The sequence below is a fragment of the Loktanella gaetbuli genome (genome assembly GCF_020531945.1).
In the GTDB taxonomy this organism is placed as follows: domain Bacteria; phylum Pseudomonadota; class Alphaproteobacteria; order Rhodobacterales; family Rhodobacteraceae; genus Loktanella; species Loktanella gaetbuli.
Genome location: NZ_JAJATZ010000005.1, coordinates 183697 through 210654, shown reverse-complemented (window position 1 = coordinate 210654; position 26958 = coordinate 183697). Strand labels below are relative to the sequence as shown.

The window sequence follows — 26958 nt, the reverse complement described above, 5'->3', positions numbered from 1 at the left end:
CGGAATAGGGGCGTGATACGAAAAAGGCCCGCCCGTGCGGTTGCACAGACGGGCCAATCGGTCACGCGGCGTCGGATTTACTCCTCTGCTGCGGCCTCTTCTGCGGGGGCCTCGGCGGGGGCGTTTGCTGCCTCGTCGATGGCGGCCTGCTTGGCGGCCTTTTCTTCGGCGCGTGCCTTGGCGGCTTTGCCCGGCTCACCCTTTTTCAGGTTCTGGCGGTCCTTCTTGGGCAGGTGGCCAGCGGCCTCCAGCATGCGGGCCACGCGGTCGGTGGGCTCTGCGCCCTGACCCAGCCAGTAGGTCACGCGCTCCATGTCCATCTTGACGCGGTTCTCGTCGTCCTTGGACAGCATCGGCTGGTAGGTGCCCAGCTTTTCCTTGAAACGGCCGTCGCGCGGCATGCGGCTGTCGGCAGCAACGATGGAATAGTAGGGGCGCTTTTTGGAACCGCCGCGAGCGAGACGAATTTTCATAGCCATGATGTTTTTCCTTCTTGGGTATTGATGACGGGGGAGGCCCGTCAGGATTTGTGTTGTTCGTGATGGTGGATGACTTCCTGAATGATGAAATTCAGGAATTTCTTGGCGAATTCCGGGTCCAGATCGGCCCGCTTCGCAAGATCGGTGAGGCGGGCGATCTGTGTCGCCTCGCGCGTTGGGTCTGACGGCGGCAGGTCGTGCGCGGCCTTCAGCGCGCCGACAGCCTGCGTGTGCTTGAACCGTTCGCCCAGGGTATAGACAAGGATCGCATCCAACCGGTCGATGCTGGCGCGGTGCTCCTTCAGCACCTCTGCGGCACGGATGACGGGATCATCGGTCACAGGTCATACTCCGGTCGCGGGTGACGCCAGATTTCGCAGCCGTCGTGCATGCCGTCGTCCTTGATCGCACCCAGACGTTTCGCCAGCGCGATCGCACGGTCGTTTTCGGGGTCGATGTAGCTGACCAGCGTGTCAAAGCTGAGGGCGTTCCACGCATTGTTGCGTGCCTTTTCGGCAGCTTCGAAAGCGTATCCTTCGCCCTCGGCCTCTTGGGTGAACAGGAACCCGAGTTCGGGTTCGGGGTCGCGGGTTTCATGTCCCAGCAGCACGAACCCCAGCACGCGTTTGTCGTCCTGATGTTCGACCGTCCACAGACCAGCGCCGCGCAGGATCCAGCTGGCGGTCAACTGGATGAAGTCGTCCCAGGCACCCTCGCGCGTCAGCGGACCAGACACATAGCGCCCGCGGTCCGACGTCACCAGATCCGCAAAGACATCGAAATCTTCCATGTAGGGGCCGCGCATGATGGTGCGGTCCGTTGCGATGCGCGGCAGGGCCTGCGCGATGCGGTCGACCGCCACGGCGGCCTGCCCGGCGGGGGGCTGTTCCCAGGGATGTATCGTCATGACAGGTCCTTTGGCAGGGGGTGACGCCAGACCACCTGGCCTGCGTAGCTGGCGGGCGGGGTCGCGGCATGGTCGGGTGCGGCCCCCAACCGGGCGGCCAATGCGGCAGACCGGGTATTGTCGGGCGCGATATAGCTGACGGCGGTGGTCCAGCCGAGGGCTGTAAAGGCGTGCATCAGCGATGCCTTGGCCGCCTCGTGGGCGATGCCGGTGCCCTCGATCGCGGGGTCCAGCACCATCCAGCCGATTTCGTTTTCCGGCCAGTCTGGCGGGCACCATGGGCCGATCAGTGCCACGATGGCGTCCGATCCGCGCTGCGTGACGGCCCACATGCCGAAACCGAAAATCTGCCAGTGGCCCAGTTCGGCGGCAAAGCTGCGCCAGGCGGTCCCTTCGGTCGTGTGGCCGAACAGCGCGCCACGGTCCGACGCCATGAATTCGCGGAACGCGGGCCAGTCCGATGCATGAGGCTGACGCAGGATCAGGCGGGCAGTTTGCAGGCTGTGGTTCATTGCGAGACCTCCAGCCATTGCGCGCGGGCCAAGGGCGCGTCATGCGCCAGGTGCCGGTGCACCAGTGCCTGGTCGCCGTCGATGACGTGCAGCCCTTCCTCAACCGCGCCCAGGCGTTTGGCCAGTGCACGGCTGCGGGCATTGGCAGGGGCGATGAACGACGCCAGCGGCCCAAGGCCAAGGCTCTCGCCCGCCCAGCGGCGCACGGCAACGCAGGCCTCATAGGCGATGCCGCGCCCCTCGGCGCCGTCAAACAGGTGGTAGGCCAGTTCGGTTTCAGGCCAGCCGACGTGCCGCAGCAGTCCGCATCGGCCAAAGGTTTCGCCGGTGTTACGGTCGGTGATCGTAAAGAACCCGAAATCCCGCATCTGCCAGTGGCCGATCCCCGAAATGAATGCGCGCCAGGCTTCGGTGCTGGTGCCCTTGCCGCCGACATGTTTCATGCGGTCCGATTGCGTCACCATGTCGGTCAACGCGTCCAGGTCGCTGTCCTGCGGGCCGCGCAGCAACAACCGCCCGGTGGTCAACACCGGGGCAGAGGTCAGCACGCGGCTGTGCAGGGAACGATCCGACTTCATCGCTTATTTCTTTTTGCCGAAACCGGACAGACCGGGGGGTAGGGCGGCACCACCGCCCAGTCCGGGCAGGCCACCGCCGGGCATGCGGCCTTGCATGGCCTTGGCGGCCTCTTGCATGGCGGCAGGGTCGTTCATGTCCGGCATGCCACCCTTGCCCATCATCTGCTTCATCGCCTGTTTGAGCATCCCGCCCTTGCCCATTTTCTTCATCATGTCGGCCATCTGGCGGTGCTGTTTGACCAGCTTGTTCAGTTCCGACACTTCCAGACCCGCACCCTTGGCGATCCGCTTTTTACGGCTGGCAGCCAGCAGGTCGGGGTTGGCGCGCTCGGCCTTGGTCATGGAGTTGATCAGGGCGATCTGGCGGCGCAGGATACTGTCGTCGATCCCGGCCTTGTCCATCTGGCCCTTCATCTTGTTCATGCCGGGCATCATGCCCATCATGCCTTCCATGCCGCCCATTTTCAGCATCTGGTCGAGCTGCATTTTCAGGTCGTTCATGTTGAAACGGCCCTTCTGGAACCGCTTCATCATGCGTTCGGCCTGTTCGGCCTCCAGCGTTTCCTGCGCCTTTTCGACCAGGGCCACGATGTCGCCCATGCCCAGGATACGGCCCGCGATGCGCTGTGGCTCGAAGGTCTCGATGGCGTCCATCTTTTCGCCCAGACCGACAAAGCGAATGGGCTTGCCGGTGATGGCACGCATCGACAGGGCCGCACCGCCGCGCCCGTCGCCGTCCATCCGGGTCAGGACCACACCGGTCACGCCGATCTTGTCGTCGAATTCCTGGGCGACGTTGACTGCGTCCTGACCTGTCAGGCCGTCAACCACCAGCAGCGTTTCGCGTGGGTTGGCGACGTCACGCACCTCGGCGGCCTGCGCGATCAATTCGGCGTCGATGTGCAGACGACCCGCGGTATCCAGCATGAACACGTCATACCCGCCAAGGCTGGCCTGCGTTTTCGCGCGCTTGGCGATCTGCACGGGCGTCTCGCCCTTGACGATGGGCAGGGTATCCACGCCGATTTGCGTGCCGAGGATCGCAAGCTGTTCCATGGCCGCAGGGCGGTTGGTGTCGAGCGAGGCCATCAGGACCTTCTTGCCCTCACGATCCTTGAGCCGTTTTGCCAGTTTCGCCGTCGTCGTCGTCTTGCCCGAACCCTGCAGGCCGACCATCAGAATGGGTGCTGGCGGGTTGTCGATCTTGAGCTTGCCGGGATCTTCGTCGCCGGTCAGGACGTGCTGCAATTCGTCGTGGACGATCTTGATGACTTGCTGGCCCGGCGTGATCGACTTGGTCACGGCCTGACCGGTCGCCTTGGCCTCGACCGCCTTGACGAAATCGCGCACGACGGGCAGCGACACATCGGCCTCGAGCAGGGCAACACGCACCTCGCGCATGGCGGTCTTGACGTCGTCCGCGGACAGGGCACCCTGTTTCGTCAGGCGGTCAAAGACGCTTGATAGGCGGTCAGAGAGGTTCTCGAACATGGCTCGTCCTGTCGTCGGTTGCGTTGCCACCCATATGGGGACGAACGCTCAATGCGGTAGCGCCCCCGTGGGCGCAACGCGCTGACGGAGGGCGATCCCCGTTAACCGGGGACCGGAAGGCACAGCTTCCGGGGAATTACGTGCGGATTACGCGGGGACAGTCACAGAGTCAAGCCAGCGGCAGAAAACGCAGGATATCGGCGGCATCGAACCAAACCAGCACGGCGCTGCCTGCGATCAGCGCGAACATGTGCGCGCGCGGCAGCCTGGTGAATAGGGTCAGCGTCGTGGTGCCGACGATGACCGTTGCCAGCAGGCCCAGTGCCGCGATCCCCTGAAACCCCGGCACCCATAGCCCGATGGCGCAGATCGTTTCCACGCTGCCGGTGATGGGACGCGGCCATTGTCCGAAACCAAGCGCGTCGTAGATTTTGACGTCTTCCTTGCCGCCGAAAATCTTGCGCAGACCGAAATAGAGAAACGCGACGGTCAGTGCGATCCGCAGGATCAGGATCAGTATCGTCATGAACGGCCCCTTGTGACGGCGTCGGACAGGAATGCGCCGATCTGGGCCACGCTGCGACCTGCTTCGACGGTGCGCCCGACATTCAGGTGCCAGACATGATACAGACCCGCCTCCTTGGTCAATGTGACATCCACGCCCTGATGGCGCAGCCGGTCGGCCATCAGGCAGGCATCGTCGTGCAGCACCTCGCCCCGGTCGGTGTGGATCAGAACGGGTGGTCCGCCGGTGAAATCCCCCAGTATGGGCGAGGCATCGGGCTGGGCGGGATCAGCACCGGCCAGATAGGCCGCAACGCCCCGCGCGCCCCAACGGGTCGAAACCAGCGGATCGGTTTTGCGGTTTTTCGCCAGCGACGGGTTTTCCAGTCGCAGGTCCGTGACGGGACACAGCACAGCCACGCCATGCGGCAACACCAGCCCCTTGGCGATGATCCGCTGCAAGAGTGCCAGCGCCAGATTGCCGCCCGCGCTGTCCCCCGCCAATGTCAGCGGTCCCGCGTCCGGATCATCAGACAACGCGCGCCAGGCCGCCTCTGCGTCATCAAGTGCGGCCGGAAACGGATGTTCCGGCGCCAACCGGTAATCGAGGAATACACCGCGCGTGCCCGCCGCCTGCGCCAGCCGCGCGACCAGATGCCTGTAGCCCCGCAGATTGCCGATCACGAAGGCGCCGCCGTGCAGATACAGCGTCGTGCCGTTCGGTGTCGGTGCATCCGTGCCGCATATCATGCCGGGTCTGCCGTTCAGGTCGATTGCCTTCAGGCGCAGACCCGGCGGTGTCTTGTTGCCGATCACGGCATTCACGGTGAACAGGACGCGCAGCACGCCCGTGTGTCGCACGAGTGCGAGGATCGGCTTTTGCACGGTCCATGCGTGCAGCCGCATCAGGCGGTGGGTCAACGAAGTCATGTCCTACAGTGGGGTGTTCCGTCAGTCCCGGTCAAGCGATGCAGGTCATTGACGATTGCGCTATGGGGTAAAATAACCGACCTTGGCCCAGAACGGGCCTGAACCAGAGAGAGCGCAAGACATGGACAGCTGGGACGAAATCCGCACGGCCTTTCAGGTGGCGCGGGCGGGGACGGTCAGCGGGGCCGCCGAACAACTGGGCGTGCATCATGCGACGGTCATCCGACATATCGACTCGCTTGAGGGACGGCTGGGCGTCAAGCTGTTCCAGCGCCATGCACGCGGCTATACGCCGACCGATGCAGGTGTGGATCTGCTGCGCGTGGCGCAGACGACTGATGAACAATTCACCCAGCTGGTCGGGCGCATCAAGGGGCAGGGCGATGGCGTCAGCGGCGAGCTGATCATTACCTCGATCGGCGAGTTGTCGATCATCCTTGCGGGTGTCATTCACGAATTCAACACGGCCTATCCTGAAATCCGCAGCCAGATCCTGACCGACGAACGCATCTTTCGGCTGGAATACGGCGAGGCACATGTTGCCGTGCGGGCAGGCGCGCGACCGGCAGAACCCGACAACGTGGTCCAACCCTTGATGCAGCTCCGGCCCGTGCTGGTCGCATCAGAGGATTACCTCGCCCGGATGGGACCGGTCGAATCCGAAGCGGACCTGGCGCGGCACGAATTCGTCACGCATATGGACGGGGTCAATCGTGCGCCCTTCTACCGCTGGCTGTCCGAACGTGTGCCCGACGAAAGGCGGCGCATCCAGACGACGGACGCCCGTGTGCTGCGCGAGGCCATTCTGGCCGGGGCCGGTATCGGTTTCATGTCGCGACTGGATCTGCTGAGCTATCCGAAACTGGTCCCCGTGATCGAAAGCCCGGAAGAATGGTCCGTGGATGTCTGGATCGTCACCCACGTCGATCTGCACCGCAGCAAGAAGGTGCAGACCTTTGTCGCCTTTCTCAAGGATTGGGTCAAAAAGGCCGAACTGTGATGTTCAAACCCCGGTCCGCCGACAGGGCGGGTCATCTGGCAATGCTGACCTTCTCGGCGCTGGTTGCGGGCAGCTTTGCGCTTGGCAGCCGTGCTGCAAACGAAATCGACCCCGTGGTCATGACGGCTGCCCGGTTCTGGTTGGCTGCCGTATTGCTGGCCGTGGCCGCGGTGGCGACCGGGCAGGTGAACCGCAGGGCATTTCAGGCACCATGGCGCTATTTCGCGTTGGCGGCCCTGATGGGCATCTATTTCGCCACAATGTTCGAAGGGCTGAAAACCGCGCCGCCGGTCAGCACCTCGGCGGTCTTTACCCTGACACCGATCATGGCGGCCGGTTTCGGCTGGCTGTTGTTGCGGCAACGTCTGACGGCGCGGATGGCGCTGGCGCTGGCCATCGGCGGGATCGGGGCGCTGTGGGTCATCTTTCGCGCTGATCTGGCCGCGCTGCGTGCGCTGGATGTGGGACGGGGCGAGGCGATATTCTTTGTCGGATGTATCGCGCATGCGTTCTACACGCCCTGCGTGGCGCTGCTGAAACGGGGTGAGGGCACGCTGGTATTTGCCTGTGGCACCTTGCTGGCCGGAGCGCTGCTGCTGACGGTCTATGCCTGGGACGCAATCGTGGCGACGCCCTGGACCAGTCTGCCGGGTATCGTCTGGATCACGCTGGCCTATGTGGCCATCGCTGCGTCTGCCGCGACCTTTGCGCTGTTGCAGTTCGCCGCAACCCGCCTGCCAAGCGCCAAGGTCATGGCCTACACCTATCTGACGCCCAGCTGGGTCATCTGCTGGCAGCTGGCGCTGGGGGCCGTGCCGCCGCGACCGTTGATCCTGGTCGGGATTGCGCTGACCATTCTGGCACTGTTCCTGCTGCTGCGCGATGACGGCCCGGAAAAACACGGGGGCTGATCGGAACAAAATGTCGCACCGGGGCGTTCGCTCACGAATAGTTCAAGTAGGATAAAAAAATGCGTAATATCATCTATCTCGTGGGTCTCGTGGTCATCGTCGTCGCGATCGTGCAGTTCGTTCTGTAACGCACACGACAGGTTAACCAGTTATCAGCCGCCGCCCGGATCACGGGTTGGCGGTTTTTTCCTGTTCCAACTGGCCCAACAGAAACCCTTCGAACGCATCCAGGTCCAGCGGGCCCAACATGCCAAAGGCCTGCATCCAGACCGCCGCAGCATGCAGCGCATCGGGTTCCAGTTTGCACCATTTCACGCGGCCGCGTTTTTCCTGTGACACCAGACCGGCGGCTGTCAGCACGCCAAGGTGCTTTGACACTGCCGCCAGTGACATCTCGAACGGCTCTGCCACGTCCGTGACGGCCATGTCATCCTCCAGCAACATGGACAGGATCGCCCGGCGGGTCGGGTCGGCAAGTGCTGCAAAGGTTGTGTCCAGATTTGCGGTCATGCAAATCCGATACGCCGATGCCCGCGCTATCGTCAACCGAATGGTTGAATGACAAACGGGGGCGCGATGCATTGGATTTCGGCGAATTGCTGTCTGTGTGTATTGAATATATCCATACAAATCAATTTGTTGGCGTAAAATTTGCCTCGCTTGACTCCTTTTCGTTCGCGCCATAGACCCTCACGGGAACGAACGGGATAGATCCACGTGACACCGAACACGGACCATCCAGATCCGTCCGAGCGTCTGAAGGCGCTGGAACAGAAACTGGCGGCCCGCAAGGTGACGCAACCGGTGAAATCCCATAGTGAAAGCCATCACGGTCAAGCGCAGCTTGCATGGCGGATGGTGATCGAACTTGTGGCCGGTCTTGGGATCGGTTTCGGCATCGGATACAGCCTGGATCTCTTCTTTGGGACCATGCCGATATTTCTGGTGCTGTTCATTTTCTTTGGCTTCGCAGCCGGTGTGAACACCATGATGCGGTCAGCCAAGGAAATGCAGGCGAAACAGCAGGCGGAACAATCCGCCGATGACGAGGGTGAAACACGTGGCGACTGAAACTGCTTACGACGGTGCCGAAGAAACTGGCGGTCTGGTTTTTCACCCGCTGGACCAGTTCATTGTCAAACCGCTGTTCGGTGACGGCCCCGTGCATTGGTACACGCCCACGAACGTGACCCTGTGGCTTGCCATTGCAGTGCTGTGCATCGCTGCACTGTTCATCTGGGGCACGCGCAGCCGGTCCACGATCCCCGGTCGCGGCCAGTCCATCGCCGAACTGATGTATGGCTTTACCCACAAGATGGTCGAGGACATCACCGGCAAGGAGGGGCTGAAGTATTTCCCCTATATCATGACGCTGTTCATGTTCATCCTGTTCGCCAACTACCTCGGCCTGATCCCGATGTCGTTCTCGACGACCAGCCATATCGCGGCGACCGCGGTGCTGGGTTTCGGCGTGTTTTTCGCAGTCACCATCCTTGGTTTCGTGCTGAACGGTCCGTCGTTCCTGAAATTGTTCTGGATGTCAGAGGCACCGCTGTTCCTGCGTCCCATCATCGCCGTGATCGAAATCATTTCGTACTTCGTCCGTCCGGTCAGCCACTCGGTCCGTCTGGCAGGCAACATCACCGCCGGTCACGCCGTGATCAAGGTGTTCGCAGCCTTTGCCGCACTGGCGGCCGTCAGCCCGCTGTCCGTTCTGGCCATCACGGCGATCTACGGTCTGGAAATCCTCGTCTGCGGCATCCAGGCCTACGTCTTTACCATTCTGACCTGTGTCTACCTCAAGGATGCGCTGCATCCGGCCCACTAACGGGCAGGTCCACGGGTAAGTCTACGAACCATCAACGCAATTCCATCGTAAGGAGAAAAGATTATGGAAGGCGATATCGCAAACATGGGCCAATTCCTGGGTGCTGGCTTGGCTGGCGTCGGTACGGGTCTGGCTGCTCTGGGTGTTGGCAACGTGGCAGGTAACTACCTGGCCGGCGCACTGCGCAACCCCTCCGCCGCTGCGTCGCAGACCGCGACACTCTTCATCGGCCTGGCATTCGCAGAAGCTCTCGGGATCTTTTCGTTCCTGATCGCACTTCTGCTGATGTTCGCAGTCTAAGACGACCGCAAATCATCCTTACGGCTGGCCGGGGCGCAATCGCGGCCCGGCCGGTAGAACCTAAGGTATCCGGGGGGCCTGATGGCAACTGAAACAGTCGCAACCGAAGTGAACGCTGGCATGCCCCAGCTGAACTTTGAAACATTCCCCAACCAGATTTTCTGGCTGTTGGTCGCGCTTGTCGTGATCTATCTGATGCTGTCGCGCGTGGCCTTGCCGCGCATCTCGGCTATTCTGGCTGAACGGTCCGGCACGATCTCGAATGATCTTGCCGCAGCCGAAGACCTGAAAAATCAGGCCGCCGCCGCAGAAAAATCATACGAAAAGGCGCTTGCCGACGCACGCAGCGAAAGCAACCGTATCGCGGACGAAGCCCGTGCCGAGGCCCAGAAGGACCTTGACGCTGCACTGGCCGAAGCCGACGCCAAGATTTCCGCCCAGACCGCCGAGGCCGAAGCCGCCATCGCCGAGATCCGGGCAAACGCCACGCAAAACGTGGGTGAGGTCGCGCGCGACGTGGCGCAGGCACTGGTGTCCACCATGGGCGTGGACGTCAACGCGGATGCCATCAACGAAGCCGTCACCGCGCGGATGAAAGGTTAAGTCATGCGTCATATCCTGATCGCCGTCCTCGCCCTGTCCGCAACACCGGCACTCGCTGCAGGCGATGTGTTCTTTTCGCTGGCGAACACCGATTTTGTCGTGACGCTCGGCTTCTTGCTGTTCATCGCGATCCTTCTGTATTTCAAGGTGCCGGGCAAAGTAACCGAGATGCTGGACAGCCGCGCTGTCGGCATCCAGTCCGACCTCGACGAGGCCCGCGCTCTGCGTGAAGAAGCGCAGACTCTGCTTGCATCCTACGAGCGCAAGCAGAAAGAAGTGCAGGAACAGGCTGACCGGATCGTTGCGAATGCGCGCCAAGAGGCAGAACGCTCTGCCGAGGCCGCAAAAGCCGAAATCGCATCCAACATTGACCGCCGTCTGGCCGGTGCGGAAGAGCAGCTTGCCGCAGCCCGTGCCGCCGCAATCCGCGATGTGCGCGATCAGGCGATCATGGTCGCTGTCGCAGCGTCCAAGGACGTGATTGCCAAGAACATGGACGCCAAGCGCACCAACGCCCTGATCGACGAGAGCATCGACACCGTCAAAGCCAAGATGCACTGACGCGATCAATATTGCAGAATGAAAAAACCCGGCGCTGTGCGCCGGGTTTTTTGTTTGTCGATTTTCCGTCTGGCCAGTGACCGCCAACCGAAACGGTTGGCGGTTTTCTGACAAAAGCCGCTTAGTTCGGAGTGATGACGATCTCGACCCGGCGGTTCTGCTGACGCCCCTCGGGCGAATTGTTCGTCGCAATCGGCTGATCCTCGCCACGGCCGATCGAACGGATCCGCGACGGTGCAACCCCTGCGTTGATCAGCACGCTGCTGACGGCCTGCGCGCGGCGCTGCGACAGGTCAAAGTTGAATGCGGCTTCGCCGACGTTGTCGGTGTGACCGATCACGTTCACGGTCGAATTCGGATAGGACTGCAGGTTCCGGGCAAGTGCTGTCAGGTCGCCCTGTGCCGCACCGGAAACTGCGGTCGAGTTGGTTGCGAACAGGATGTCCTGCGGCAGGGTCACGGTCAGGTTGTTGCCATTGTTGACGATGCCGACGTTGTTGCCCAACTCGCGGCGCAGTTCTTCTTCCTGGCGGTCCAGCAGCGTGCCGATACCAGCGCCAGCAGCCGCGCCAAGTGCAGCACCTGCGAGGGCATTCTGACGCCGCTCGGTTGCATCATCCCCTGCCAAAAGGCCGGCGACGGCACCAGCACCTGCGCCGATCATCGCGGCGTTGCGGGCATTCTGGTTGTCGTTCGGGCCGCCAGTGCCGGCACAGCCAGCTGCCAGCAGCAAGGCTGCGGACGCGGCGGTCATGTTCAAACGTGAAAAAGTCATAGCGTGTTTCCTTCATGCGAATCCCCGACGTTCGGGCATTCAAGATACCTCGCTATATGGCGCAACCGTCGCCGCTATCAAATAGCGGGGGCGAAATTGCGTTTTTCAGGCGGATATCGCGTCAGCCCGCGCGCCTTCGACGGCCAGCAGGGCACGTTTGACCGGCAGCCCCCAGTGATAGCCGCCCAAGCCACCCGATTTGCGCAGCGCCCGGTGGCAGGGAATCAGCAGGCTGACCGGGTTGCGGCCGACAGCCGTGCCGACGGCCCGCACAGCCTTGGGATGGCCAATGCTGCTGGCGATTTCGGAATAGGTCGTGACATGCCCCGAGGGGATTCGCAGCAACGCTTCCCAGACCTTGATCTGAAACGGTGCGCCGATCATGTGCAGACGCGCGTCCCCGCGTGTGGTCAGTGCAGCGGTCGTCCACGCCGCGATGGTGGCTGCGTCCTCGACATAGTGTGCGGTGGGCCAGCGCGAGGTCAGGTCATCCATGGCGGCCTCTCGACCACTTTCCGCGGCAAACGCCAGACCGCACAATCCCCTGTCCGTCGCCATCGACAGGACGGGCCCGAACGCACTGTCGAACCACCCCCAGCGGATCGTCAGCCCCGCGCCGCCACGGGCGAAATCGCCGGGGGTCATCGCCTCCCAGCGCACGAACAGGTCGTGCAGGCGACTGGTGCCGGACAGGCCGACCTCTGCCGCTGTTTCCAACGTGGTGAACCTGTCGCGCAGCAAGTGCCGCGCATGATCCAGCGTCAGGTATTGATGATACCGCTTGGGCGACACCCCGACCCACGCGGAAAAAAGCCGTTGGAAATGGGCGGGGCTCATGTCCAGCGCATGGGCGATATCGGCCAGCGATGCCGCCTCGCCCTGCCGTGCGTCGATCTCTGTGATCGCGCGGGCCATGACGTGATAATGATAGCTTTGTGTGCGTTCCATGATCCCAATCTACGGCGCTGCAACATGTCGCGCGACCCGGAACTTGCGCAACTTGCGCAGGCCCCGCCGTCGGGGCATCAAGGGCCATGGCAAAGCAACTCGACTACAACACGATCCGCGAGATTTTTCGCCGGTTTCACGCAGTGGATCCCGAACCCAAGGGCGAGCTGGACCACACAAACGCCTATACGCTGGTGGTGGCCGTGGCGCTGTCTGCACAGGCAACCGACAAGGGCGTGAACAAGGCGACCCGCGATTTGTTCGCCGTCGCCGATACCCCGCAAAAGATGCTGGATCTGGGGCTGGACGGCGTGATGGAACACATCAAGACCATCGGTCTGTTCCGGCAAAAGGCCAAGAACGTCATCAAGCTCAGTCAGATCCTCGTCGACGAATATGGCGGAGAGGTTCCCAATTCACGCGCGGCCCTGCAATCACTGCCGGGTGTGGGGCGCAAAACCGCGAATGTCGTTCTGAACATGTGGTGGAGCTATCCCGCCCAGGCCGTCGACACCCATATCTTTCGCATCGGAAACCGCACGGGCATCGCACCGGGCAAGGATGTGGATGTCGTCGAACGCCGGATCGAGGATCACATACCCGCCGATTACCAGCTGCATGCCCATCACTGGATGATCCTGCACGGACGCTACGTCTGTGTCGCGCGCAAACCCAAATGCGCGACCTGCATCATTCGTGATCTATGCCTGTTCGAGGACAAGACCCTCTAGCTGACGGCGCGCAGCCACAGCGCGTCCAGCGCGTCGATCTGCGCGGGATCGAACCGGTATTCTTGTTTCCAGTATTTGCCGCTGGGCACCACGTAGTCCAGCCGCGCCTCCATCGCATCGGCTTGTGCGGCCAGACCGGCATCAAACGGGGCAGGGGCTGCGGGCAATGCATCTGGTGTGGCTCGGGGAAATATCAGCACGCTGTCCTCCCCCGTGACGGTTACACAGGTGCAACCTTGCCGCGCTGCGTGCACATGTAACCGGGCCGATTTCGCAGGCAACGACCGCAGCGTCACGTCCGGCCGCAGCGGATCGGCGGTGCCGGTCCCATAGAAATGCGTGGCCCCGCTGGCCGGATAGACCATGTTGCAACCGGCAAATGCCATCAAGCTGGGACGCAAGGCCCCCAACGCCCAATACCCGGCGGTAAACGCCATGGTCCCACCAGCATAAACGAAACCGCCATAGGTGTTCTGGACCGGGACATAATCGTCAGCCTGAACACTCTGCTGATCGTGCTGCATGTCGCGCGGACGCCGGTCTACGGGGAAATCGGTGGGAAAGATATGAACGTCCCAATCGTCACGCACGCGCCATGCGTTGTTGATCGCCACGATCACATCGAACGGCGCGCGCGCCCAATCAGCTGCTTCGGCCACATCAGGGCCGGACCCCAGGATCAACACACGGGTCATGGCGGGCGGTCCTGTCTTCTTCTGGTCAAAAATATCCTGGGGGGTGCCGCTTGCGGCACGGGGGCAACGCCCCCTCTAGTCGCCCAACTTGGCGTGGACCTCACGCAAATCAATGTCAGCCACAGGCATCTTGTTGTCGGGGTTGTCGAAATCGTAACGGAACAGCTGGAAATCCTTTTTGTAGATTTCCCACATCAGATGCATCGACAGGTCGTCAAAGTAGTCGGACACCTTGTGCAGCCGCTTGGGGCCGTGGCCTTCGCTTTCGTTGAAACGGGGGATCGCTGCCAGATCGACGGGGTGGCGTGTCTCGATCCTGGACAGCACTTCGGCCATGCCGTCGTTGAACTGTTCGGTCCAGAAAATCTGGTCGTAGGTTCCGCCGTTGTGAATGAAGGTACTGATATGGCCCGACATGGCTGACCAATGAATGTCCGGTTCCATCGGGCGCCGCCAGCGGATGGTGTCACGCGCGAACAGCAGGAACCGGCGGAACGATTTGATCTGGTCGAATTCGAACCCTGTCTCGGGGTCGCCGACCTCGATCCCGTATTTCTGGATCAACAGCGGCACCAGGTTACCGCGATAGCGTTTGCCATTGCGCTGGATGCCGCAAATCTTGTCGAAAAATGATGACAGGATCCGGGTGTAGGGGTTGCGCACGCAGGTAAAGGCATAGGAACGGTGCGATTTGACGTTGTCCGTGATCAGCGGCTGGCTGTCATCCATCGCCCATTTGTGCAGACCGGCCTGCGCGTCATGGATATCGCCGTCAAAGAACGTGCCATGATCCGAATAGAACATGATCTGCCCGATGGTCGAACAGGCGCATTTGGGCACCACGCGGTAGACCATGCTCTCGCTTTCGGTCATCCATGTTCCGGGAAACCCCATGGGTCACTACCTCGTCGGTTTAAGTCTGGGCCTGTATATGATCCAATAATGTCTTATTGGAGGTATCATGACAAAGAAACCCTGTCTTATGGCCGAGTGTTGTTGATATGAGGACACCTTACAACAGTCGTAAACAGGACATTCTCTGACCGATGGCTACCATCGCCTTTATCCTGCTCTGTCACAAGGACCCGGACGCCATCATCCAGCAGGCCCGGCAATTGACGGCCGTGGGTGATTGCATCGCCATTCATTTCGACGCCCGTGCCCCGCGCGCAAGCTTCGACCGGATCCGCACGGCCCTGGCGGGGAATCCCAACGTGACATTCGCCAAGCGGCGACTAAAATGCGGCTGGGGCGAGTGGAGCCTGGTTGACGCGACCCTGTCCGCGGTCGAGGCGGCGGTCGATGCCTTTCCACGTGCCACGCATTTCTACATGGTGTCCGGCGATTGCCTAGCGATCAAATCGGCGGCCTATGCCCACGCCTTTCTGGACCGCAACGACCGCGACTATATCGAAAGCTTTGATTTCTTTGACAGCGACTGGATCAAGACGGGTTTCAAGCAAGAACGTCTGATCTATCGCCACTGGTTCAATGAACGCACGCAGAAGCGGCGGTTCTACTGGAGTTTCTGGACACAGCGCCGTCTGGGCCTGACCCGAAAGGTGCCTGACGATCTGCAAATCATGATCGGCAGCCAATGGTGGTGCCTGAGGCGTCAGACCATCGAAATGATTCTGGATTTCGCACGCCAGCGGCGCGACGTGATGCGGTTCTTTCGGACCACCTGGATTCCGGACGAGACGTTTTTTCAGACACTCGTGCGGCATCTGGTGCCGGGCAAGGAAATCGAGGCGCGCACGCTGACATTCCTGATGTTCACCGACTACGGGATGCCGGTGACATTCTACAACGACCACTTTGATCTGCTGCTCAATCAGGACGCGCTGTTTGCGCGCAAGATCAGCCCCGAGGCCACTGACCTGAAGGCCAGGTTGGGACGGCTTTATGCGTCAGACAGGTCCGATTTCCAGATATCGAACGAAGGACGCAACCTGTTCCGATTCCTGACGGGACGCGGACGGATCGGCCGCAGGTTTGCAGACCGTTTCTGGGAAACAGAGAGCACGCTGGGCCGTGAACGCGAATTGCTGATCATCGCCTGCAAGAAATGGCACGTCGCCAAACGCCTGCTGGCCGCGATAGAACACAACACCAACATTCCCGCCGTGGCCTATCTGTTCAACGAGGAAAACACCGTGATGCCGGATCTGGGCGGCATTCAGGCCAGCCTCGAAAAACGCACACGTCACAGGCGGGCCCTGATGCGGATGCTGTTCGACTATTACGAAAGCGACCGGATGATCATCTGTCTGGACACATCCAACATCGACCTGATGCAGGATTTCTTTTCCGACCGGTCCACAACGCGCCTGCTGGAAATCCAGTGCGAATTTACCGAAGACTATCTGATCGGCCATGCCAAGCGGGTGGGCCTTGCGGGGGATCAGACCCCGCTGGACGCGATCAACCAGATCCTGCCCACGATCAAGCAGGATGTGACATTCGAAAGCGACCGGATCCGGGACGCCAATTTCAGTCATCTCTACCGGATCAGGGAACGGGCGACACCGATCGAGAATGCGCCGGCGCTTGCCAGTTTCCTGAGCGTGTCGGATGAAGTGGCCAAGACGCTGGCGGAAACGCCCTACCTATTCGTTGATTGAGGACAGACATGGAATTCAGCTACGACGACCAGAACATCTTTGCCCGCATTCTGCGCGGTGAAATCCCCAACAAGACCGTGTTCGAGAATGATCACGCGCTGGCATTTCACGATATCGAGCCGCAGGCCCCGGTGCATGTGCTGGTGATCCCCAAGGGGGCCTATGTGTCGCTGGATCATTTCGCGGGTGCGGCCACGCCAGAGGAACAGGCGGGTTTCATGCAGGCCGTGGCAGAGGTCTGCCGGATCACGGGAGTCGATGACGGATTCCGCGCCATTGCCAACACCCGCGCGCATGGTGTGCAGGATGTGCCGCATTTCCACTTGCATATCATCGGTGGCAGACATCTGGGGCGCATGCTGCCCAAATGACGGTCGGCGGCGCTGTTTGACGGGCTGCGCCCGCAAAGGCGCCCCGCCCACCGTCCCGTCAGCGGCTGGACGTCAGCGACAGGAACACGTCCTCGAGGTCGGGTTGTTCCGACGTGACATCGCGGATCGTGACGCCTGCATTGCGCACCGTGTCGATGATCTGACCGGCAGGCGTTTTGCTGGATTGATAGGTAAAGGCCAGCGTGCCGTTCGCACGCTTTTCCCCCGTCACACCATCCGGCAGTGCGGGCAGGTCCGGATGGTCCGCGTCCGGCGTGATCACCAGCGTTTTCTGGTCCAGCGTGCCCAGCAGGTTCGCTGTGGTGTCGCGCACGATCATCTCACCGTGGTTGATGATGGCGATTTCGTCGCACATCGCCTCGGCTTCTTCGAGGTAATGGGTCGTCAGGATGATGGTCATGCCCTGTTCGTTCAACTGCCGCACGTTCTGCCACAACAGGTTGCGCAGCTCGATATCGACGCCGGCGGTGGGTTCGTCCAGCACAAGAATCTGCGGCGAATGCACCAGCGCCTTGCCCAGCAAGAGCCGCCGCCGCATACCACCCGACAAGGACCGGGCATAGGCGTCGGCCTTGTCGGACAGGCCGATCAGATCCAGAATTTCGTCCGTGCGGCGCTGCGATCTGGGCACACCGTATAGGCCCGCTTGCACATCCAGCGACCCGCGCGGGGTGAAAAACGGGTCAAGGTTGGGTTCCTGCGGCATGATCCCGATTGACGCTCGCGACTGGCGCGCGTTCACGTCCTGATCGAATCCCCAGATTTTCACCGTGCCTTCGGTTTTCAGGACCAGACCGGCCAGAATGTTGATCAGTGTGGATTTGCCGGCACCGTTCGGACCCAGCAGGCCAAAGATTGACCCCCGCGGAATGGTCAGGTCGATGCCTTTCAGCGCGTCCTTGGCCGCACTGCGCCCTGTGGCGGCATAGGTTTTCCTGAGTCCGGAAATTTCGATGGCATTGTCTGACATGGGTCTTTCACCCTTTGCTGGGCTGGGATAGGTTCGGGGCGATATAAGGCGGGCAGGTCCCGCGACAACGCACAGGCCAGTCCATGACACGTCCCGCACCGGAAACCAAGATCGTCGACCAATGGCGCATTGCATGCGATGGCAGCGGCCCGGGCCTGGGTCATCCGCGGGTCTGGCTGGCGATTCCGCATGACAAAGGCTGGGTCGAATGCGGCTATTGTGACGCGCGGTTCATCCACGAAGAGTTCAAGGACAAGGTCTGATGGCCTTTGGCAAAGGCTGCCACCTGCACCTGATCGACGGCTCTGCGTTCATCTTTCGCGCATATCACGCACTGCCACCGCTGACGCGCGCCTCTGATGGGTTGCCTGTCGGTGCCGTGTCCGGTTTCGTGAACATGCTGCAACGCTACATCGAGGGGAACACCGGCCCGGATGCGGCGACCCATGTGGCGGTGATTTTCGACAAGGGCAGCCACACGTTCCGCAACGACATGTATGATCAATACAAGGCGAACCGTGACGCCATGCCAGAGGATCTGCGCCCGCAGATCCCGCTGACCCGTGATGCCACCCGCGCGTTCAACATCGCCTGCGAGGAAATCGAAGGGTTCGAGGCCGACGACATCATCGCGACCCTTGCACATCAGGCCCGCGATGCGGGCGGGCGGGTGACCATCCTGTCGTCGGACAAGGACCTGATGCAGCTGGTCGGTGACGGTGTCGAAATGCTCGACCCGATGAAAAACAAACGCATCGACAGCGACGGCGTGGTGGAAAAATTCGGCGTCGGTCCGAACCGCGTGGTCGATGTGCAGGCGCTGGCCGGCGATTCGGTCGATAACGTGCCCGGTGCACCGGGCATCGGCATCAAGACTGCCGCCTTGCTGATCAATGAATACGGCGATCTGGAAAGCCTTCTGGACCGCGCCGAAGAGATCAAGCAACCCAAGCGGCGCCAGACGCTGATCGACCACCGGGCCCAGATCGAGTTGTCCAAACGCCTTGTGCAGCTCGATTGCGACATGGACCTGCCGTTCACGCTGGACAGCCTCGAAATCCGTGATCCTGATCCCGACACACTCCTGGGGTTCCTCGCACAGATGGAATTCCGCACTGTCACGAAACGCATCGCTGCTTCACTGGGACAAGAGGCCCCCGCGATCGAGGTCGAGACCCCGAAGGACGTGGCCCAGCCTGACGATCAGCCGTTTGATGCGGAGGCCTATGAATGTGTGCGCGACATGGATGCGCTGCAGGTCTGGATCGACCGGATCTATGAACACGGTCATGTCGCGGTGGACACCGAAACCACCGGGCTGAATGAAATGCGCGCCGATCTCGTCGGCATCAGCCTTTGCGTGACGCCAGGTCAGGCCTGCTATATTCCATTGGCGCACAAGGCCGCGACGCAGGACGACCTGTTCGGGTCCGATGCGCGGGCCGAAGGTCAGATGGACATGGATGCCTGTCTGGCGGCCCTGAAACCGATGCTCGAGGATGATAGCATCCTCAAGATCGGTCAGAACATGAAATACGACGCCAAGGTCTTTGCCCTGTTGGGGATCGACGTGGCCCCGATCGACGACACGATGCTGCTGTCCTATGCCATGCACGCGGGACTGCATAATCACGGGATGGACGTGCTGTCCGAACGCTATCTGGGGCATATCCCGATTCCGATCAAACCATTGCTGGGCACCGGCAAATCCGCGATCACATTCGACCGCGTCGGCATCGACGAGGCGGTGAAATACGCGGCAGAGGATGCGGACATCACTCTGCGCCTGTGGCAACACCTCAAACCGCAGCTGCATGTGAACAAGGTCACCACGGTCTATGAAACGCTGGAGCGCCCGCTGGTGCCGGTGCTGGCGCAGATGGAAATGGCAGGCGTCAAGGTCGACCGCGATACGCTGTCGCGCATGTCCAACGCATTCAGCCAGAAAATGGCCGGGCTGGAGGACGAAATCCAGACCCTTGCAGGGCGCAAGTTCAATGTCGGCTCACCCAAACAATTGGGCGAGGTGATGTTCGACGAAATGGGTCTGTCGCTGCCCGACGGGAAAACCCCGGCCAAGGGCAAGACGGGGGCCTATTCCACGGGGGCTGACGTTCTCGAGGATCTGGCGACGCTGCACGACCTGCCGCGCCTCATCCTGGACTGGCGGCAACTGTCGAAACTGAAATCGACCTATACCGACGCGCTACAGGACCACATCCACCCCGATACGGGCCGGGTGCATACATCCTATTCCATCGCGGGTGCCAACACCGGGCGTCTGGCATCCACTGATCCGAACCTGCAAAACATACCGGTCCGCAGCGAAGAAGGCCGCCGCATCCGCGAGGCCTTCATTGCAGAGGACGGCAAGGTCCTGGTCAGCCTCGACTATTCCCAGATCGAGCTGCGAATCCTAGCCCATGTCGCTGGCATCGAAGAGCTGAAACAGGCCTTTCGCGGCGGCGTCGACATCCACGCGCTGACCGCGTCCGAAATGTTCAACGTGCCCCTGGACGAGATGACACCAGAGGTGCGCCGACAGGCCAAGGCGATCAACTTTGGCGTGATTTACGGCATTAGCGGATTTGGTCTTGCGCGTAATCTGCGCATCCCGCGGGCCGAGGCACAGGGTTTCATCGACCGCTATTTTGAACGTTTCCCGGGCATCCGCGCCTATATGGACGACACTGTGAAATTTGCCAAGGATCACGGCTACGTCCGGACATTGTTCGGTCGGCGTATCAACACGCCCGAAATCAATGCAAAGGGGCCGCAGGCCGGCTTTGCAAAACGCGCCGCGATCAACGCGCCGATTCAGGGGACCGCCGCCGACGTCATCCGTCGCGCCATGATCCGTATGCCCGATGCGATCAAGGACTTGCCTGCCAAAATGCTGTTGCAGGTCCACGACGAATTGCTGTTCGAGGTGGATGAAAATGCCGCCGACGCGCTGATCGAAACGGCGCGCGAGGTCATGGAAAATGCGGCCGACCCTGCCGTGCATCTGGACGTCAAACTGTCAGTCGACGGCGGCAAGGGCCTGACCTGGTCCGAAGCGCATTAACTGGACTAATTTGCCAGCGCACTAGGTCAAATAAGATCACAAATGCCGGAGGCCGCGATGAGCGAGACTGCAAGCGACGAAAAAAACCTGCCAAGCCTCGGGCTTGCGCTATTACCCGTTGTCCTGACACTGGGCCTTCTGGCCTTGCAACTGTTCTACTATGGCGACTTTACACCGCATATTCCGCTCATTTTGGGTCTCGCGATCACGGCCCTTTTGGGCAAGTTGCGCGGACAGGGCTGGCCGGACATCCGCGAGGGCGTTTTTCACGTCATTCACGTCTCTATGCCGTCGGTGGCCGTCTTGATCATCGTCGGCATGATCATTGGTGTCTGGATCGCGTCGGGCACGGTGCCGACGTTGATTTATTACGGTCTGACACTCCTTAACCCGTCGATCTTCCTCGCTGCGGCGATGATCCTGTGTGCCGTGGTCTCTGTATCGCTGGGCACCAGTTGGGGCACTGTCGGCACCATCGGTCTGGCACTGATGGGCATCGGTGCCGGGTTCGAGGTGCCTGTCTATTGGACGGCCGGGGCGGTCGTGTCAGGCGCGTTTTTCGGGGACAAAATTTCTCCACTCTCTGATACGACAAACCTGGCACCTGCCGTGACAGGGGTCACGGTTTTTGATCATATCCAAAACATGCTGCCCACGACCGTGCCTGCGATGCTGATCGCACTCGTAATCTATATCGGGGCGGGATTTCTGCTGATGGGCGATGGCCAGACGTCTTTTGACGCGATCGATGCCATTACCGGCGGTCTCCAGAATGAATTCAGCATCGGCATCGTGCCGCTGCTGCCCGCGCTGATCGTCATCGGACTGGCGCTGACCAAACAACCGCCCCTGCCGTCGCTGTTTTCGGGTGTACTGGCCGGCGGTCTTGTCGCCATTTTCTGGCAGGGTGAGGGGCTTCATGACGTCTTTACCTACGCACAGTCAGGTTTCTCTATCGATACCGGTGTGTCGGACATTGATAGCCTGCTGAACTCTGGCGGGATTCAGTCGATGATGTGGACGATTTCACTGATCCTCATCGCGCTGGGCTTTGGCGGTGCGCTGGAACGCACCGGCTGTCTGGAATCGATCATCAATTCCATCGTCAAACGCGTCAGCAACTTTGGTGCCGTGCAGACCAGCGCCATCGCCACCAGCTTTGCCACGAACGTGGTCGCGGGCGACCCATACATCAGCATCGCGCTGCCGGGTCGGATGTATGCGCCGCTCTATCGCGGGATCGGCTATTCGACGCTGAACCTGTCGCGCGCGGTCGAAGAGGGTGGCACGATGATGTCGCCGCTGATCCCTTGGAATGCGGGTGGTGCATTTGTCATCACGGCGCTTGGTTTGGGTATCATGGACGGCAACATGCAAAACCTGCTGTATATCCCGCTCGCCTTTGCCTGCTGGATGGCACCCATTATCGGCATCTTCTACGCGCTGACGGGGCTGTTCTCACCCAAGGCGACGGATGAGGAACGCCAGACGTGGAAGGAACAGAACGAAGACGTCAAGGACATGAGCGGCCACGCGCTGACGTCCTGATCGATATGTGGGCGGCGGCGGAACTACCGTTGCCGCCCACGCGTTTCGTCACTGAATTTCATACGCAAGGAGATCGTGATGAGTGACGCAAAAGCAGACTTTTGGGACCGGGTCGATGATGTGCAGGCCGGCATGCTGGGCCTGACAGAAAACGGTAAACTGGTGCCCATGTCCCCGACACTGCGCAAGGATCGCGACGGCAAGATCTGGTTCATCGCTGCCGCTGGCGAAGAGTTGGTGAAAAATACGACCAGTGCAAACCAGCCCGCCCGTTTCGTGATCGCCGATGCGAAATCCGGCCTGTATGCCAATATCGAGGGCAAGCTGGAGCAGGTTCAGGACGCCGCCATTCTGGACGAGCTCTGGTCATTCGTAGCCGCCGCATGGTTCGAAGACGGCAAGGAAGACGAAGATGTGCGTCTGCTCTGCCTGACCCCAACGATCGCAGGTTGCTGGTTCAGCACAACAAATCCGCTCAAATTCTTTTACGAGATCGGCAAGGCGAACGTCACGGGCGCAGAACCCGACCAAGGCTATCAGGCCGATCTGACGTTCTAAGACGGGCAAGTCGAGACACAAAAAAGGCGGGCCGCAATGGCCCGCCTTTCCTCATCCACGGTCAGTGATTAATTGACCGATTTTGCATCCAGCACGTCAGCATCGCGCGGGGCGGTTGTCTCAATTGCAATGCGGCGCGGCTTCAGCGCCTCTGGCACTTCACGCACCAGATCGATGTGCAGCATGCCATCCACATGGCTGGCACCCGTCACACGGACATGGTCGGCCAGATGAAATCGGCGATCAAAAGCGCGGGTTGCAATGCCCCGGTGCAGATATTTGCGCGACTTGTCGTCATCAGCCTTGCGGCCGGTCACGACCAGATTGCGATCGTTGACCTCGATCGACAGGTCGCGGTCCGAAAATCCGGCAACCGCGATGGAAATGCGCCACGCGTCGTCGTCGGTCTTTTCGATATTGTAGGGGGGATAGGTCTGACTGCCCACGTCAGAGGCAAGCGCCCGATCCATCAGTTCCGCGATCTGGTCAAAGCCGACGGTCGCGCGATACAGGGGGGTAAGGTCGAAATTTCGCATGTCAGGTCATCCTTTTGTGCAAGCGATAACGATGTCTGGCCGCCCCGTGCGGGCCCGGCCATTGGTTTGTGCCACGACCCTGATAGGCATCGTGGTGCATCACATTTGGGAAACAGATGCCCCGCGTTCAAGAGTGCGGGCTGTCGAAACGGTCCTCAGGGACGGACGAATTTCGCACCCGTGCCGTCGCGGGTGCCGACACCGATGGTGCGTGCGACCGGCACGGGCAGCGCACCGACCCCGCGCGCATGCGCGTCCAACAGACGCGCAAGCGGGTCCGCCAGCGACGTGCCCAGTGAAACGTCGCGCGCGCCGGAACGCCCCTTGGCCGAGATGACGGATACGATGCGGGGCGTGCCACCGTTCATCCAGAACACTGGCGATCCGCTGGCCCCGAAATCGGCGGAACAGGTCATCACCACGATCCCGCCTTGGCGGTCCAGAACCTCGCAGACCTCTTGCAGGCTGGGCACATTGGCGCGACCGTTGGCATAGGATACCACGCCGACCTGCGCGCCTGTCTGCGGTTCGGTGGCCAGCGTGAACGGCGTCACGCGCCCTTGCCGGATCGGACGGTCCAGTTCCAGCACGGCAATATCGACCGCGACCGCATCATTCTGCGGCCGTTCGGATCGGTGAACGTAGTCGGGGTGAGGGGTGACGCGCAAAACGCCGCGCGTCGCTTCGGCCCGTCCATCGCGCAAGCCTGCCAAAAAGGTGAAACGCTCTGCGGCAATCGGGCTGCCGTCGCTGTCATACAGACAATGCGCCGCTGTCAGGATCAGCTTTTCCTCGATCAACGAGGCCGTGCAGAAACCGCCGCGATCCACGTCCAGCCGGCCGACCGCCTCCCAACCGCGTCCGGTGTCGGATGTTTCCAGCGCCATCAGGCTAGTATCCTGCGCAGACAGCGGTGATGCCAGCAGGGACAGGATCAGGGGCAGGGTCAAGCGCAACGGTCGGTCCTTTCGGTTGCCGGGAATCGTGGCACCCGCGCATGGCGACACTATGACCAGATCAGCGCAGCTTTGGCACCACCGGCGTGGCCGGGTCCCGCAAAAGCGCGGGCGGCTGTGGCCCGCCGGTCGCCCAGTCCAGCAGTTCGACCGTGTGCACGATGGGCGCACCCGCCGCCGTCCCGATCTGCATCATGCAGCCGATGTTGCCCGCCGCCACGATATCGGGCTGCAATGCCGACAGGGTGGCGACCTTGCGCTGCTTGAGTTGCCCCGCGATCTCGGGCTGCATCAGGTTATAGGTCCCCGCCGATCCACAGCACAGGTGACTGTCGGCGGGTTCCAGCACGGTGAAGCCTGCACGTTTCAGCAGTGTCTTGGGGGCCGCCTTGATCTGCTGGCCGTGTTGCAGGGAACAGGCCGCGTGATAGGCGACGCGCAGCCCGGTCCCGGTGGCGGTGGACTGTGCAGGCAGACGTGCCGCATCGGTTCCCGCGATCGCGCCCTTGGCCACGTTCAGGTCCAGATGCGGGCTGTCGGCGGGCAGCAGGTCCAGCAATACCTCGCTTACGTCGCGCGCCAGCGCCGAGACGCGCGCCGCATCCTCTGCCAGCGCATCATTGCGGAACATATGCCCGTAATCCTTGACCGTGGTCCCGCAACCAGAGGTGTTCACGACGATTGCATCCAGATCACCCAATGCGGTCCAGGCGCGGATATTGCGCGCAGCAGAGGCGTGGGATTCATCCTCTTTGCCCATGTGATGCGTCAGCGCCCCGCAACAGCCCTGACCGTCGGCGATCACCACCTCGGCCCCCAGCCGCGTCAGCAGCCGGATCGTCGCGTCATTGATATCGGTGTTCAGTGCCCGTTGGGCACAGCCTGTCATCAAGGCGACACGCATTCGGGGTTCCGCCACGGCAAAGGTCTGCGGATCGTCGTTGCGGCTGACAGGCGGGATCACGTCAGGGGCCATCCGCAACATCGCGCGCAGACGCGGATCAGGCATGAACCGCGCAAAGGGCCGCGCGATCTTGGCCCCCAGCAGCGCCAGTCGGAAACGCCCCGGATAGGGCAGCACCCGCGCAAGGACCCAGCGCAACGCGCGGTCCGACAATGGGCGTTTGTAGTTGGCATTGATATAGGCGCGCGCATGATCGACCAGATGCATGTAGTGCACGCCCGATGGACAGGTGGTCATGCAGGCAAGGCACGACAGGCAGCGGTCGATGTGCTTGACAGTCGTGGCATCGGGGACACGTTCGTTTTCCAGCATGTCCTTGATCAGGTAGATGCGCCCGCGCGGGCTATCCAGTTCATCCCCCAGCACCTGATAGGTCGGACAGGTCGCAGTGCAAAACCCGCAGTGCACGCAGGCGCGCAAGATCTGGTTGGACCGCGCCGTGGCCGGATCAGTCAGCTGCGTGGGGGTAAAGGTCGTCTGCATCAGCCCATCACTCCGGGGTTGAGGATTCCGCGTGGATCGAATTTGGCCCGCAGGCCCGCGCTGATCGCCGCCAGCGGTGCAGGTTGCGGCTGGAACCGGGGCAGGGGGCCAAAGTCGCCCTTGATCCCTGTCGCATGGCCGCCGATGTCGGCGCAGATCGCCTGCGCCTGTGCCAACAGCGCCGCCTGCGCACCGCCCAGCCAGATCAGACCACCGCTCCAGTCCAGTTGCACCCTGTCCACGCCATCCATCCGTGACAGCAACCCTGCCGCTTGCAATGGTCGCACCGACACGCGCACGACAAAGGGACAATCGCCCAAGGCGGTCACGTCGCGCAAATCCGCCCAAGGATCGGCACCGTCATCAAGATGCAGCAAATCGCGCAACTGCGCCGCGCGATAACCGACGCTGTCATCAAATCCTTCGACCCTTACATGGACGCGAAACCCGTCACCGTCCTGCGCAGCGGCGGCACCCGTGACATCATAGGGCGATCCCAGCGCATCCGACAGGATCCTGACAGCCGCCGCCGCATCAGGCACCACCTTGGTCAGTGTCGCGACCCGTTCAGGCAGTGGCAACACCTTCAGCGACACTTCGGTCAGCACGCCCAACGTGCCGTGGCTGCCCGCCAGCAGCTTGACCAGATCATAGCCCGTGACGTTCTTCATCACGCGACCGCCGTTTTTCACCACGGTGCCGGACCCATCGACAAACCGCACGCCCAGCAGATGATCGCGGCACGCGCCTACCTGTATCCGGCGTGGACCCGACGCATTGGTCGCCACCACACCGCCAATGGTTGGCACGCCCGCAGTCCCCAGCAATGTACGATGATCCATCGGCTCGAACGCCAGTTGTTGCCGCTCTGCCGCAAGGGCTGTCTCGATCTCGGTCATCGGTGTGCCGGCCTTGGCCACCAGCGTCAGCGCACCGGGTTCATACAGCGTTATCCCCGACAGTCCCGCGACAGGCAGTGTCTCATCGACCCCGCCCTGCGCGCGCGTTCCACCACCGCGCACGGCCACCGGCCCTTTCGCAGCCCGCACAAAATCAGCAACATCATCTTCGGTTTGCAGGGTCATAGGTCTTCTTCTGGTCAGAAAT

The 26958-nt window shown here is 61.5% G+C and carries 32 protein-coding genes; 14 read left to right on the top strand and 18 right to left on the bottom strand.

Annotated elements, in window-relative coordinates:
* Positions 1–77: 77 nt before the first annotated feature.
* The 8 genes from rpsP to LGQ03_RS12255 form a co-directional block, all read right to left on the bottom strand.
* Positions 78–479 (bottom strand): 30S ribosomal protein S16, encoded by a 402-nt coding sequence (gene rpsP, locus LGQ03_RS12290; protein ID WP_172794899.1) that lies wholly within the window; start codon positions 477–479, stop codon positions 78–80.
* Positions 480–520: 41 nt separating this feature from the next.
* Positions 521–820 (bottom strand): chorismate mutase, encoded by a 300-nt coding sequence (locus LGQ03_RS12285; protein WP_056035533.1) that lies wholly within the window; start codon positions 818–820, stop codon positions 521–523.
* A complete protein-coding gene (locus LGQ03_RS12280) occupies positions 817–1386 on the bottom strand; it encodes a GNAT family N-acetyltransferase (RefSeq protein ID WP_226748641.1) in 570 nt (189 codons plus the stop codon). The genes LGQ03_RS12285 and LGQ03_RS12280 overlap by 4 nt, the downstream gene beginning before the upstream one ends.
* Positions 1383–1898: a GNAT family N-acetyltransferase gene (locus LGQ03_RS12275; protein ID WP_226748640.1), complete on the bottom strand. Its 516-nt coding sequence runs from the start codon at positions 1896–1898 to the stop codon at positions 1383–1385. Before LGQ03_RS12275 ends, LGQ03_RS12280 begins: the two co-directional genes overlap by 4 nt.
* A complete protein-coding gene (locus LGQ03_RS12270; protein WP_226748639.1) occupies positions 1895–2476 on the bottom strand; it encodes a GNAT family N-acetyltransferase in 582 nt (193 codons plus the stop codon). The genes LGQ03_RS12275 and LGQ03_RS12270 overlap by 4 nt, the downstream gene beginning before the upstream one ends.
* A 3-nt stretch (positions 2477–2479) precedes the next feature.
* Positions 2480–3967, bottom strand: coding sequence for a signal recognition particle protein (gene ffh, locus LGQ03_RS12265; RefSeq protein ID WP_090159795.1), 1488 nt, complete (start codon positions 3965–3967; stop codon positions 2480–2482).
* A 169-nt stretch (positions 3968–4136) separates the two neighbouring features.
* Positions 4137–4493 carry a DoxX family protein gene (locus LGQ03_RS12260; RefSeq protein WP_226748638.1) on the bottom strand — a complete coding sequence of 119 codons (357 nt, stop codon included), beginning with the start codon at positions 4491–4493 and terminating at the stop codon, positions 4137–4139.
* Complete coding sequence (locus LGQ03_RS12255) at positions 4490–5401, bottom strand: alpha/beta hydrolase (protein ID WP_226748637.1); 912 nt, start codon at positions 5399–5401, stop codon at positions 4490–4492. Before LGQ03_RS12255 ends, LGQ03_RS12260 begins: the two co-directional genes overlap by 4 nt.
* Before the next feature lie 121 nt (positions 5402–5522).
* On the opposite strand from LGQ03_RS12255, the gene LGQ03_RS12250 reads away from it, so the two are divergent.
* Together LGQ03_RS12250 and LGQ03_RS12245 are read left to right on the top strand one after the other, a co-directional pair.
* Positions 5523–6401 (top strand): LysR family transcriptional regulator, encoded by an 879-nt coding sequence (locus tag LGQ03_RS12250; RefSeq protein WP_090159798.1) that lies wholly within the window; start codon positions 5523–5525, stop codon positions 6399–6401.
* Entirely contained in the window at positions 6401–7312 is a 912-nt protein-coding gene (locus LGQ03_RS12245) for a DMT family transporter (RefSeq protein WP_226748636.1), read from the top strand. The genes LGQ03_RS12250 and LGQ03_RS12245 overlap by 1 nt, the downstream gene beginning before the upstream one ends.
* A 168-nt stretch (positions 7313–7480) precedes the next feature.
* On the opposite strand, the gene LGQ03_RS12240 is transcribed toward LGQ03_RS12245, so the two are convergent.
* Entirely contained in the window at positions 7481–7822 is a 342-nt protein-coding gene (locus tag LGQ03_RS12240; protein WP_226748635.1) for an ArsR/SmtB family transcription factor, read from the bottom strand.
* Between the two features lie 207 nt (positions 7823–8029).
* Between LGQ03_RS12240 and LGQ03_RS12235 the strand changes: the two genes are divergently transcribed.
* The 5 genes from LGQ03_RS12235 to LGQ03_RS12215 all read left to right on the top strand — a co-directional run bounded on the left by LGQ03_RS12235 (position 8030) and on the right by LGQ03_RS12215 (position 10604).
* Positions 8030–8383 (top strand): AtpZ/AtpI family protein, encoded by a 354-nt coding sequence (locus tag LGQ03_RS12235; protein ID WP_226748634.1) that lies wholly within the window; start codon positions 8030–8032, stop codon positions 8381–8383.
* Positions 8355–9140 (top strand): F0F1 ATP synthase subunit A, encoded by a 786-nt coding sequence (locus LGQ03_RS12230; RefSeq protein ID WP_090159802.1) that lies wholly within the window; start codon positions 8355–8357, stop codon positions 9138–9140. The genes LGQ03_RS12235 and LGQ03_RS12230 overlap by 29 nt, the downstream gene beginning before the upstream one ends.
* 63 nt (positions 9141–9203) lie before the next feature.
* Positions 9204–9440 (top strand): F0F1 ATP synthase subunit C, encoded by a 237-nt coding sequence (locus LGQ03_RS12225; RefSeq protein WP_056035496.1) that lies wholly within the window; start codon positions 9204–9206, stop codon positions 9438–9440.
* Positions 9441–9521: 81 nt separating this feature from the next.
* Positions 9522–10043 carry a F0F1 ATP synthase subunit B' gene (locus LGQ03_RS12220; protein ID WP_090159803.1) on the top strand — a complete coding sequence of 174 codons (522 nt, stop codon included), beginning with the start codon at positions 9522–9524 and terminating at the stop codon, positions 10041–10043.
* 3 nt (positions 10044–10046) lie between these two features.
* Positions 10047–10604 (top strand): F0F1 ATP synthase subunit B, encoded by a 558-nt coding sequence (locus LGQ03_RS12215; protein WP_090159804.1) that lies wholly within the window; start codon positions 10047–10049, stop codon positions 10602–10604.
* 121 nt (positions 10605–10725) lie between these two features.
* On the opposite strand, the gene LGQ03_RS12210 is transcribed toward LGQ03_RS12215, so the two are convergent.
* Positions 10726–11379 (bottom strand): OmpA family protein, encoded by a 654-nt coding sequence (locus LGQ03_RS12210; protein ID WP_226748633.1) that lies wholly within the window; start codon positions 11377–11379, stop codon positions 10726–10728.
* A gap of 105 nt (positions 11380–11484) precedes the next feature.
* Positions 11485–12327: a methylated-DNA--[protein]-cysteine S-methyltransferase gene (locus LGQ03_RS12205; RefSeq protein WP_226748632.1), complete on the bottom strand. Its 843-nt coding sequence runs from the start codon at positions 12325–12327 to the stop codon at positions 11485–11487.
* Between the two features lie 86 nt (positions 12328–12413).
* Between LGQ03_RS12205 and nth the strand changes: the two genes are divergently transcribed.
* Positions 12414–13058, top strand: a complete 645-nt coding sequence (nth, locus tag LGQ03_RS12200; RefSeq protein WP_226748631.1) for an endonuclease III — start codon at positions 12414–12416, stop codon at positions 13056–13058.
* On the opposite strand, the gene LGQ03_RS12195 is transcribed toward nth, so the two are convergent.
* Both LGQ03_RS12195 and LGQ03_RS12190 read right to left on the bottom strand, forming a co-directional pair.
* Entirely contained in the window at positions 13055–13753 is a 699-nt protein-coding gene (locus tag LGQ03_RS12195; protein ID WP_226748630.1) for a hypothetical protein, read from the bottom strand. The genes nth and LGQ03_RS12195 overlap by 4 nt on opposite strands.
* Before the next feature lie 75 nt (positions 13754–13828).
* Entirely contained in the window at positions 13829–14647 is an 819-nt protein-coding gene (locus LGQ03_RS12190) for a sulfotransferase family protein (RefSeq protein ID WP_226748629.1), read from the bottom strand.
* 152 nt (positions 14648–14799) lie between these two features.
* Here LGQ03_RS12190 and LGQ03_RS12185 point away from each other — a divergent pair, with 152 nt between their 5' ends.
* Both LGQ03_RS12185 and LGQ03_RS12180 read left to right on the top strand, forming a co-directional pair.
* Positions 14800–16377: a DUF5928 domain-containing protein gene (locus tag LGQ03_RS12185; protein WP_226748628.1), complete on the top strand. Its 1578-nt coding sequence runs from the start codon at positions 14800–14802 to the stop codon at positions 16375–16377.
* An 8-nt stretch (positions 16378–16385) separates the two neighbouring features.
* On the top strand, positions 16386–16748 hold the full coding sequence (locus LGQ03_RS12180; protein ID WP_226748627.1) for an HIT domain-containing protein: 363 nt from the start codon (positions 16386–16388) through the stop codon (positions 16746–16748).
* 58 nt (positions 16749–16806) lie between these two features.
* Here LGQ03_RS12180 and LGQ03_RS12175 read toward each other — a convergent pair whose 3' ends face one another.
* Positions 16807–17739 (bottom strand): ABC transporter ATP-binding protein, encoded by a 933-nt coding sequence (locus LGQ03_RS12175; protein WP_090159812.1) that lies wholly within the window; start codon positions 17737–17739, stop codon positions 16807–16809.
* A gap of 83 nt (positions 17740–17822) precedes the next feature.
* On the opposite strand from LGQ03_RS12175, the gene LGQ03_RS12170 reads away from it, so the two are divergent.
* The 4 genes from LGQ03_RS12170 to LGQ03_RS12155 all read left to right on the top strand — a co-directional run bounded on the left by LGQ03_RS12170 (position 17823) and on the right by LGQ03_RS12155 (position 22912).
* On the top strand, positions 17823–18002 hold the full coding sequence (locus LGQ03_RS12170) for a zinc-finger domain-containing protein (protein WP_090159813.1): 180 nt from the start codon (positions 17823–17825) through the stop codon (positions 18000–18002).
* Positions 18002–20806 carry a DNA polymerase I gene (polA, locus tag LGQ03_RS12165; RefSeq protein ID WP_226748626.1) on the top strand — a complete coding sequence of 935 codons (2805 nt, stop codon included), beginning with the start codon at positions 18002–18004 and terminating at the stop codon, positions 20804–20806. The genes LGQ03_RS12170 and polA overlap by 1 nt, the downstream gene beginning before the upstream one ends.
* Positions 20807–20863: 57 nt before the next feature.
* On the top strand, positions 20864–22354 hold the full coding sequence (nhaC, locus tag LGQ03_RS12160; RefSeq protein ID WP_090160008.1) for a Na+/H+ antiporter NhaC: 1491 nt from the start codon (positions 20864–20866) through the stop codon (positions 22352–22354).
* A gap of 78 nt (positions 22355–22432) precedes the next feature.
* A complete protein-coding gene (locus LGQ03_RS12155; RefSeq protein ID WP_226748625.1) occupies positions 22433–22912 on the top strand; it encodes a pyridoxamine 5'-phosphate oxidase family protein in 480 nt (159 codons plus the stop codon).
* Between the two features lie 68 nt (positions 22913–22980).
* On the opposite strand, the gene LGQ03_RS12150 is transcribed toward LGQ03_RS12155, so the two are convergent.
* The 4 genes from LGQ03_RS12150 to LGQ03_RS12135 all read right to left on the bottom strand — a co-directional run bounded on the left by LGQ03_RS12150 (position 22981) and on the right by LGQ03_RS12135 (position 26936).
* Complete coding sequence (locus LGQ03_RS12150) at positions 22981–23448, bottom strand: Hsp20 family protein (protein WP_226748624.1); 468 nt, start codon at positions 23446–23448, stop codon at positions 22981–22983.
* A 155-nt stretch (positions 23449–23603) separates the two neighbouring features.
* The gene (locus tag LGQ03_RS12145) at positions 23604–24404 is read right to left on the bottom strand and encodes a trypsin-like serine peptidase (RefSeq protein ID WP_226748623.1); all 801 of its coding nucleotides are present in this window, start codon (positions 24402–24404) and stop codon (positions 23604–23606) included.
* A 61-nt stretch (positions 24405–24465) separates the two neighbouring features.
* Positions 24466–25851, bottom strand: coding sequence for a glycolate oxidase subunit GlcF (glcF, locus tag LGQ03_RS12140; protein ID WP_226748622.1), 1386 nt, complete (start codon positions 25849–25851; stop codon positions 24466–24468).
* The gene (locus LGQ03_RS12135; protein ID WP_226748621.1) at positions 25851–26936 is read right to left on the bottom strand and encodes an FAD-binding protein; all 1086 of its coding nucleotides are present in this window, start codon (positions 26934–26936) and stop codon (positions 25851–25853) included. Before LGQ03_RS12135 ends, glcF begins: the two co-directional genes overlap by 1 nt.
* Positions 26937–26958: the final 22 nt, after the last annotated feature.

Coding starts and splice junctions, on each gene's coding strand:
- LGQ03_RS12260 (WP_226748638.1), bottom strand. CDS start 4,493: ATGACGATACTGATCCTGATCCTGCGGATCGCACTGACCGTCGCGTTT.
- LGQ03_RS12280 (WP_226748641.1), bottom strand. CDS start 1,386: ATGACGATACATCCCTGGGAACAGCCCCCCGCCGGGCAGGCCGCCGTG.
- LGQ03_RS12185 (WP_226748628.1), top strand. CDS start 14,800: ATGGCTACCATCGCCTTTATCCTGCTCTGTCACAAGGACCCGGACGCC.
- LGQ03_RS12150 (WP_226748624.1), bottom strand. CDS start 23,448: ATGCGAAATTTCGACCTTACCCCCCTGTATCGCGCGACCGTCGGCTTT.
- LGQ03_RS12230 (WP_090159802.1), top strand. CDS start 8,355: ATGACGAGGGTGAAACACGTGGCGACTGAAACTGCTTACGACGGTGCC.
- LGQ03_RS12250 (WP_090159798.1), top strand. CDS start 5,523: ATGGACAGCTGGGACGAAATCCGCACGGCCTTTCAGGTGGCGCGGGCG.
- LGQ03_RS12155 (WP_226748625.1), top strand. CDS start 22,433: ATGAGTGACGCAAAAGCAGACTTTTGGGACCGGGTCGATGATGTGCAG.
- LGQ03_RS12170 (WP_090159813.1), top strand. CDS start 17,823: ATGACACGTCCCGCACCGGAAACCAAGATCGTCGACCAATGGCGCATT.
- LGQ03_RS12245 (WP_226748636.1), top strand. CDS start 6,401: ATGTTCAAACCCCGGTCCGCCGACAGGGCGGGTCATCTGGCAATGCTG.
- LGQ03_RS12275 (WP_226748640.1), bottom strand. CDS start 1,898: ATGAACCACAGCCTGCAAACTGCCCGCCTGATCCTGCGTCAGCCTCAT.
- polA (WP_226748626.1), top strand. CDS start 18,002: ATGGCCTTTGGCAAAGGCTGCCACCTGCACCTGATCGACGGCTCTGCG.
- LGQ03_RS12175 (WP_090159812.1), bottom strand. CDS start 17,739: ATGTCAGACAATGCCATCGAAATTTCCGGACTCAGGAAAACCTATGCC.
- LGQ03_RS12180 (WP_226748627.1), top strand. CDS start 16,386: ATGGAATTCAGCTACGACGACCAGAACATCTTTGCCCGCATTCTGCGC.
- LGQ03_RS12210 (WP_226748633.1), bottom strand. CDS start 11,379: ATGACTTTTTCACGTTTGAACATGACCGCCGCGTCCGCAGCCTTGCTG.
- nhaC (WP_090160008.1), top strand. CDS start 20,864: ATGAGCGAGACTGCAAGCGACGAAAAAAACCTGCCAAGCCTCGGGCTT.
- ffh (WP_090159795.1), bottom strand. CDS start 3,967: ATGTTCGAGAACCTCTCTGACCGCCTATCAAGCGTCTTTGACCGCCTG.
- LGQ03_RS12255 (WP_226748637.1), bottom strand. CDS start 5,401: ATGACTTCGTTGACCCACCGCCTGATGCGGCTGCACGCATGGACCGTG.
- LGQ03_RS12195 (WP_226748630.1), bottom strand. CDS start 13,753: ATGACCCGTGTGTTGATCCTGGGGTCCGGCCCTGATGTGGCCGAAGCA.
- LGQ03_RS12190 (WP_226748629.1), bottom strand. CDS start 14,647: ATGGGGTTTCCCGGAACATGGATGACCGAAAGCGAGAGCATGGTCTAC.
- LGQ03_RS12205 (WP_226748632.1), bottom strand. CDS start 12,327: ATGGAACGCACACAAAGCTATCATTATCACGTCATGGCCCGCGCGATC.
- LGQ03_RS12225 (WP_056035496.1), top strand. CDS start 9,204: ATGGAAGGCGATATCGCAAACATGGGCCAATTCCTGGGTGCTGGCTTG.
- rpsP (WP_172794899.1), bottom strand. CDS start 479: ATGGCTATGAAAATTCGTCTCGCTCGCGGCGGTTCCAAAAAGCGCCCC.
- glcF (WP_226748622.1), bottom strand. CDS start 25,851: ATGCAGACGACCTTTACCCCCACGCAGCTGACTGATCCGGCCACGGCG.
- LGQ03_RS12240 (WP_226748635.1), bottom strand. CDS start 7,822: ATGACCGCAAATCTGGACACAACCTTTGCAGCACTTGCCGACCCGACC.
- LGQ03_RS12215 (WP_090159804.1), top strand. CDS start 10,047: ATGCGTCATATCCTGATCGCCGTCCTCGCCCTGTCCGCAACACCGGCA.
- LGQ03_RS12135 (WP_226748621.1), bottom strand. CDS start 26,936: ATGACCCTGCAAACCGAAGATGATGTTGCTGATTTTGTGCGGGCTGCG.
- LGQ03_RS12270 (WP_226748639.1), bottom strand. CDS start 2,476: ATGAAGTCGGATCGTTCCCTGCACAGCCGCGTGCTGACCTCTGCCCCG.
- LGQ03_RS12220 (WP_090159803.1), top strand. CDS start 9,522: ATGGCAACTGAAACAGTCGCAACCGAAGTGAACGCTGGCATGCCCCAG.
- nth (WP_226748631.1), top strand. CDS start 12,414: ATGGCAAAGCAACTCGACTACAACACGATCCGCGAGATTTTTCGCCGG.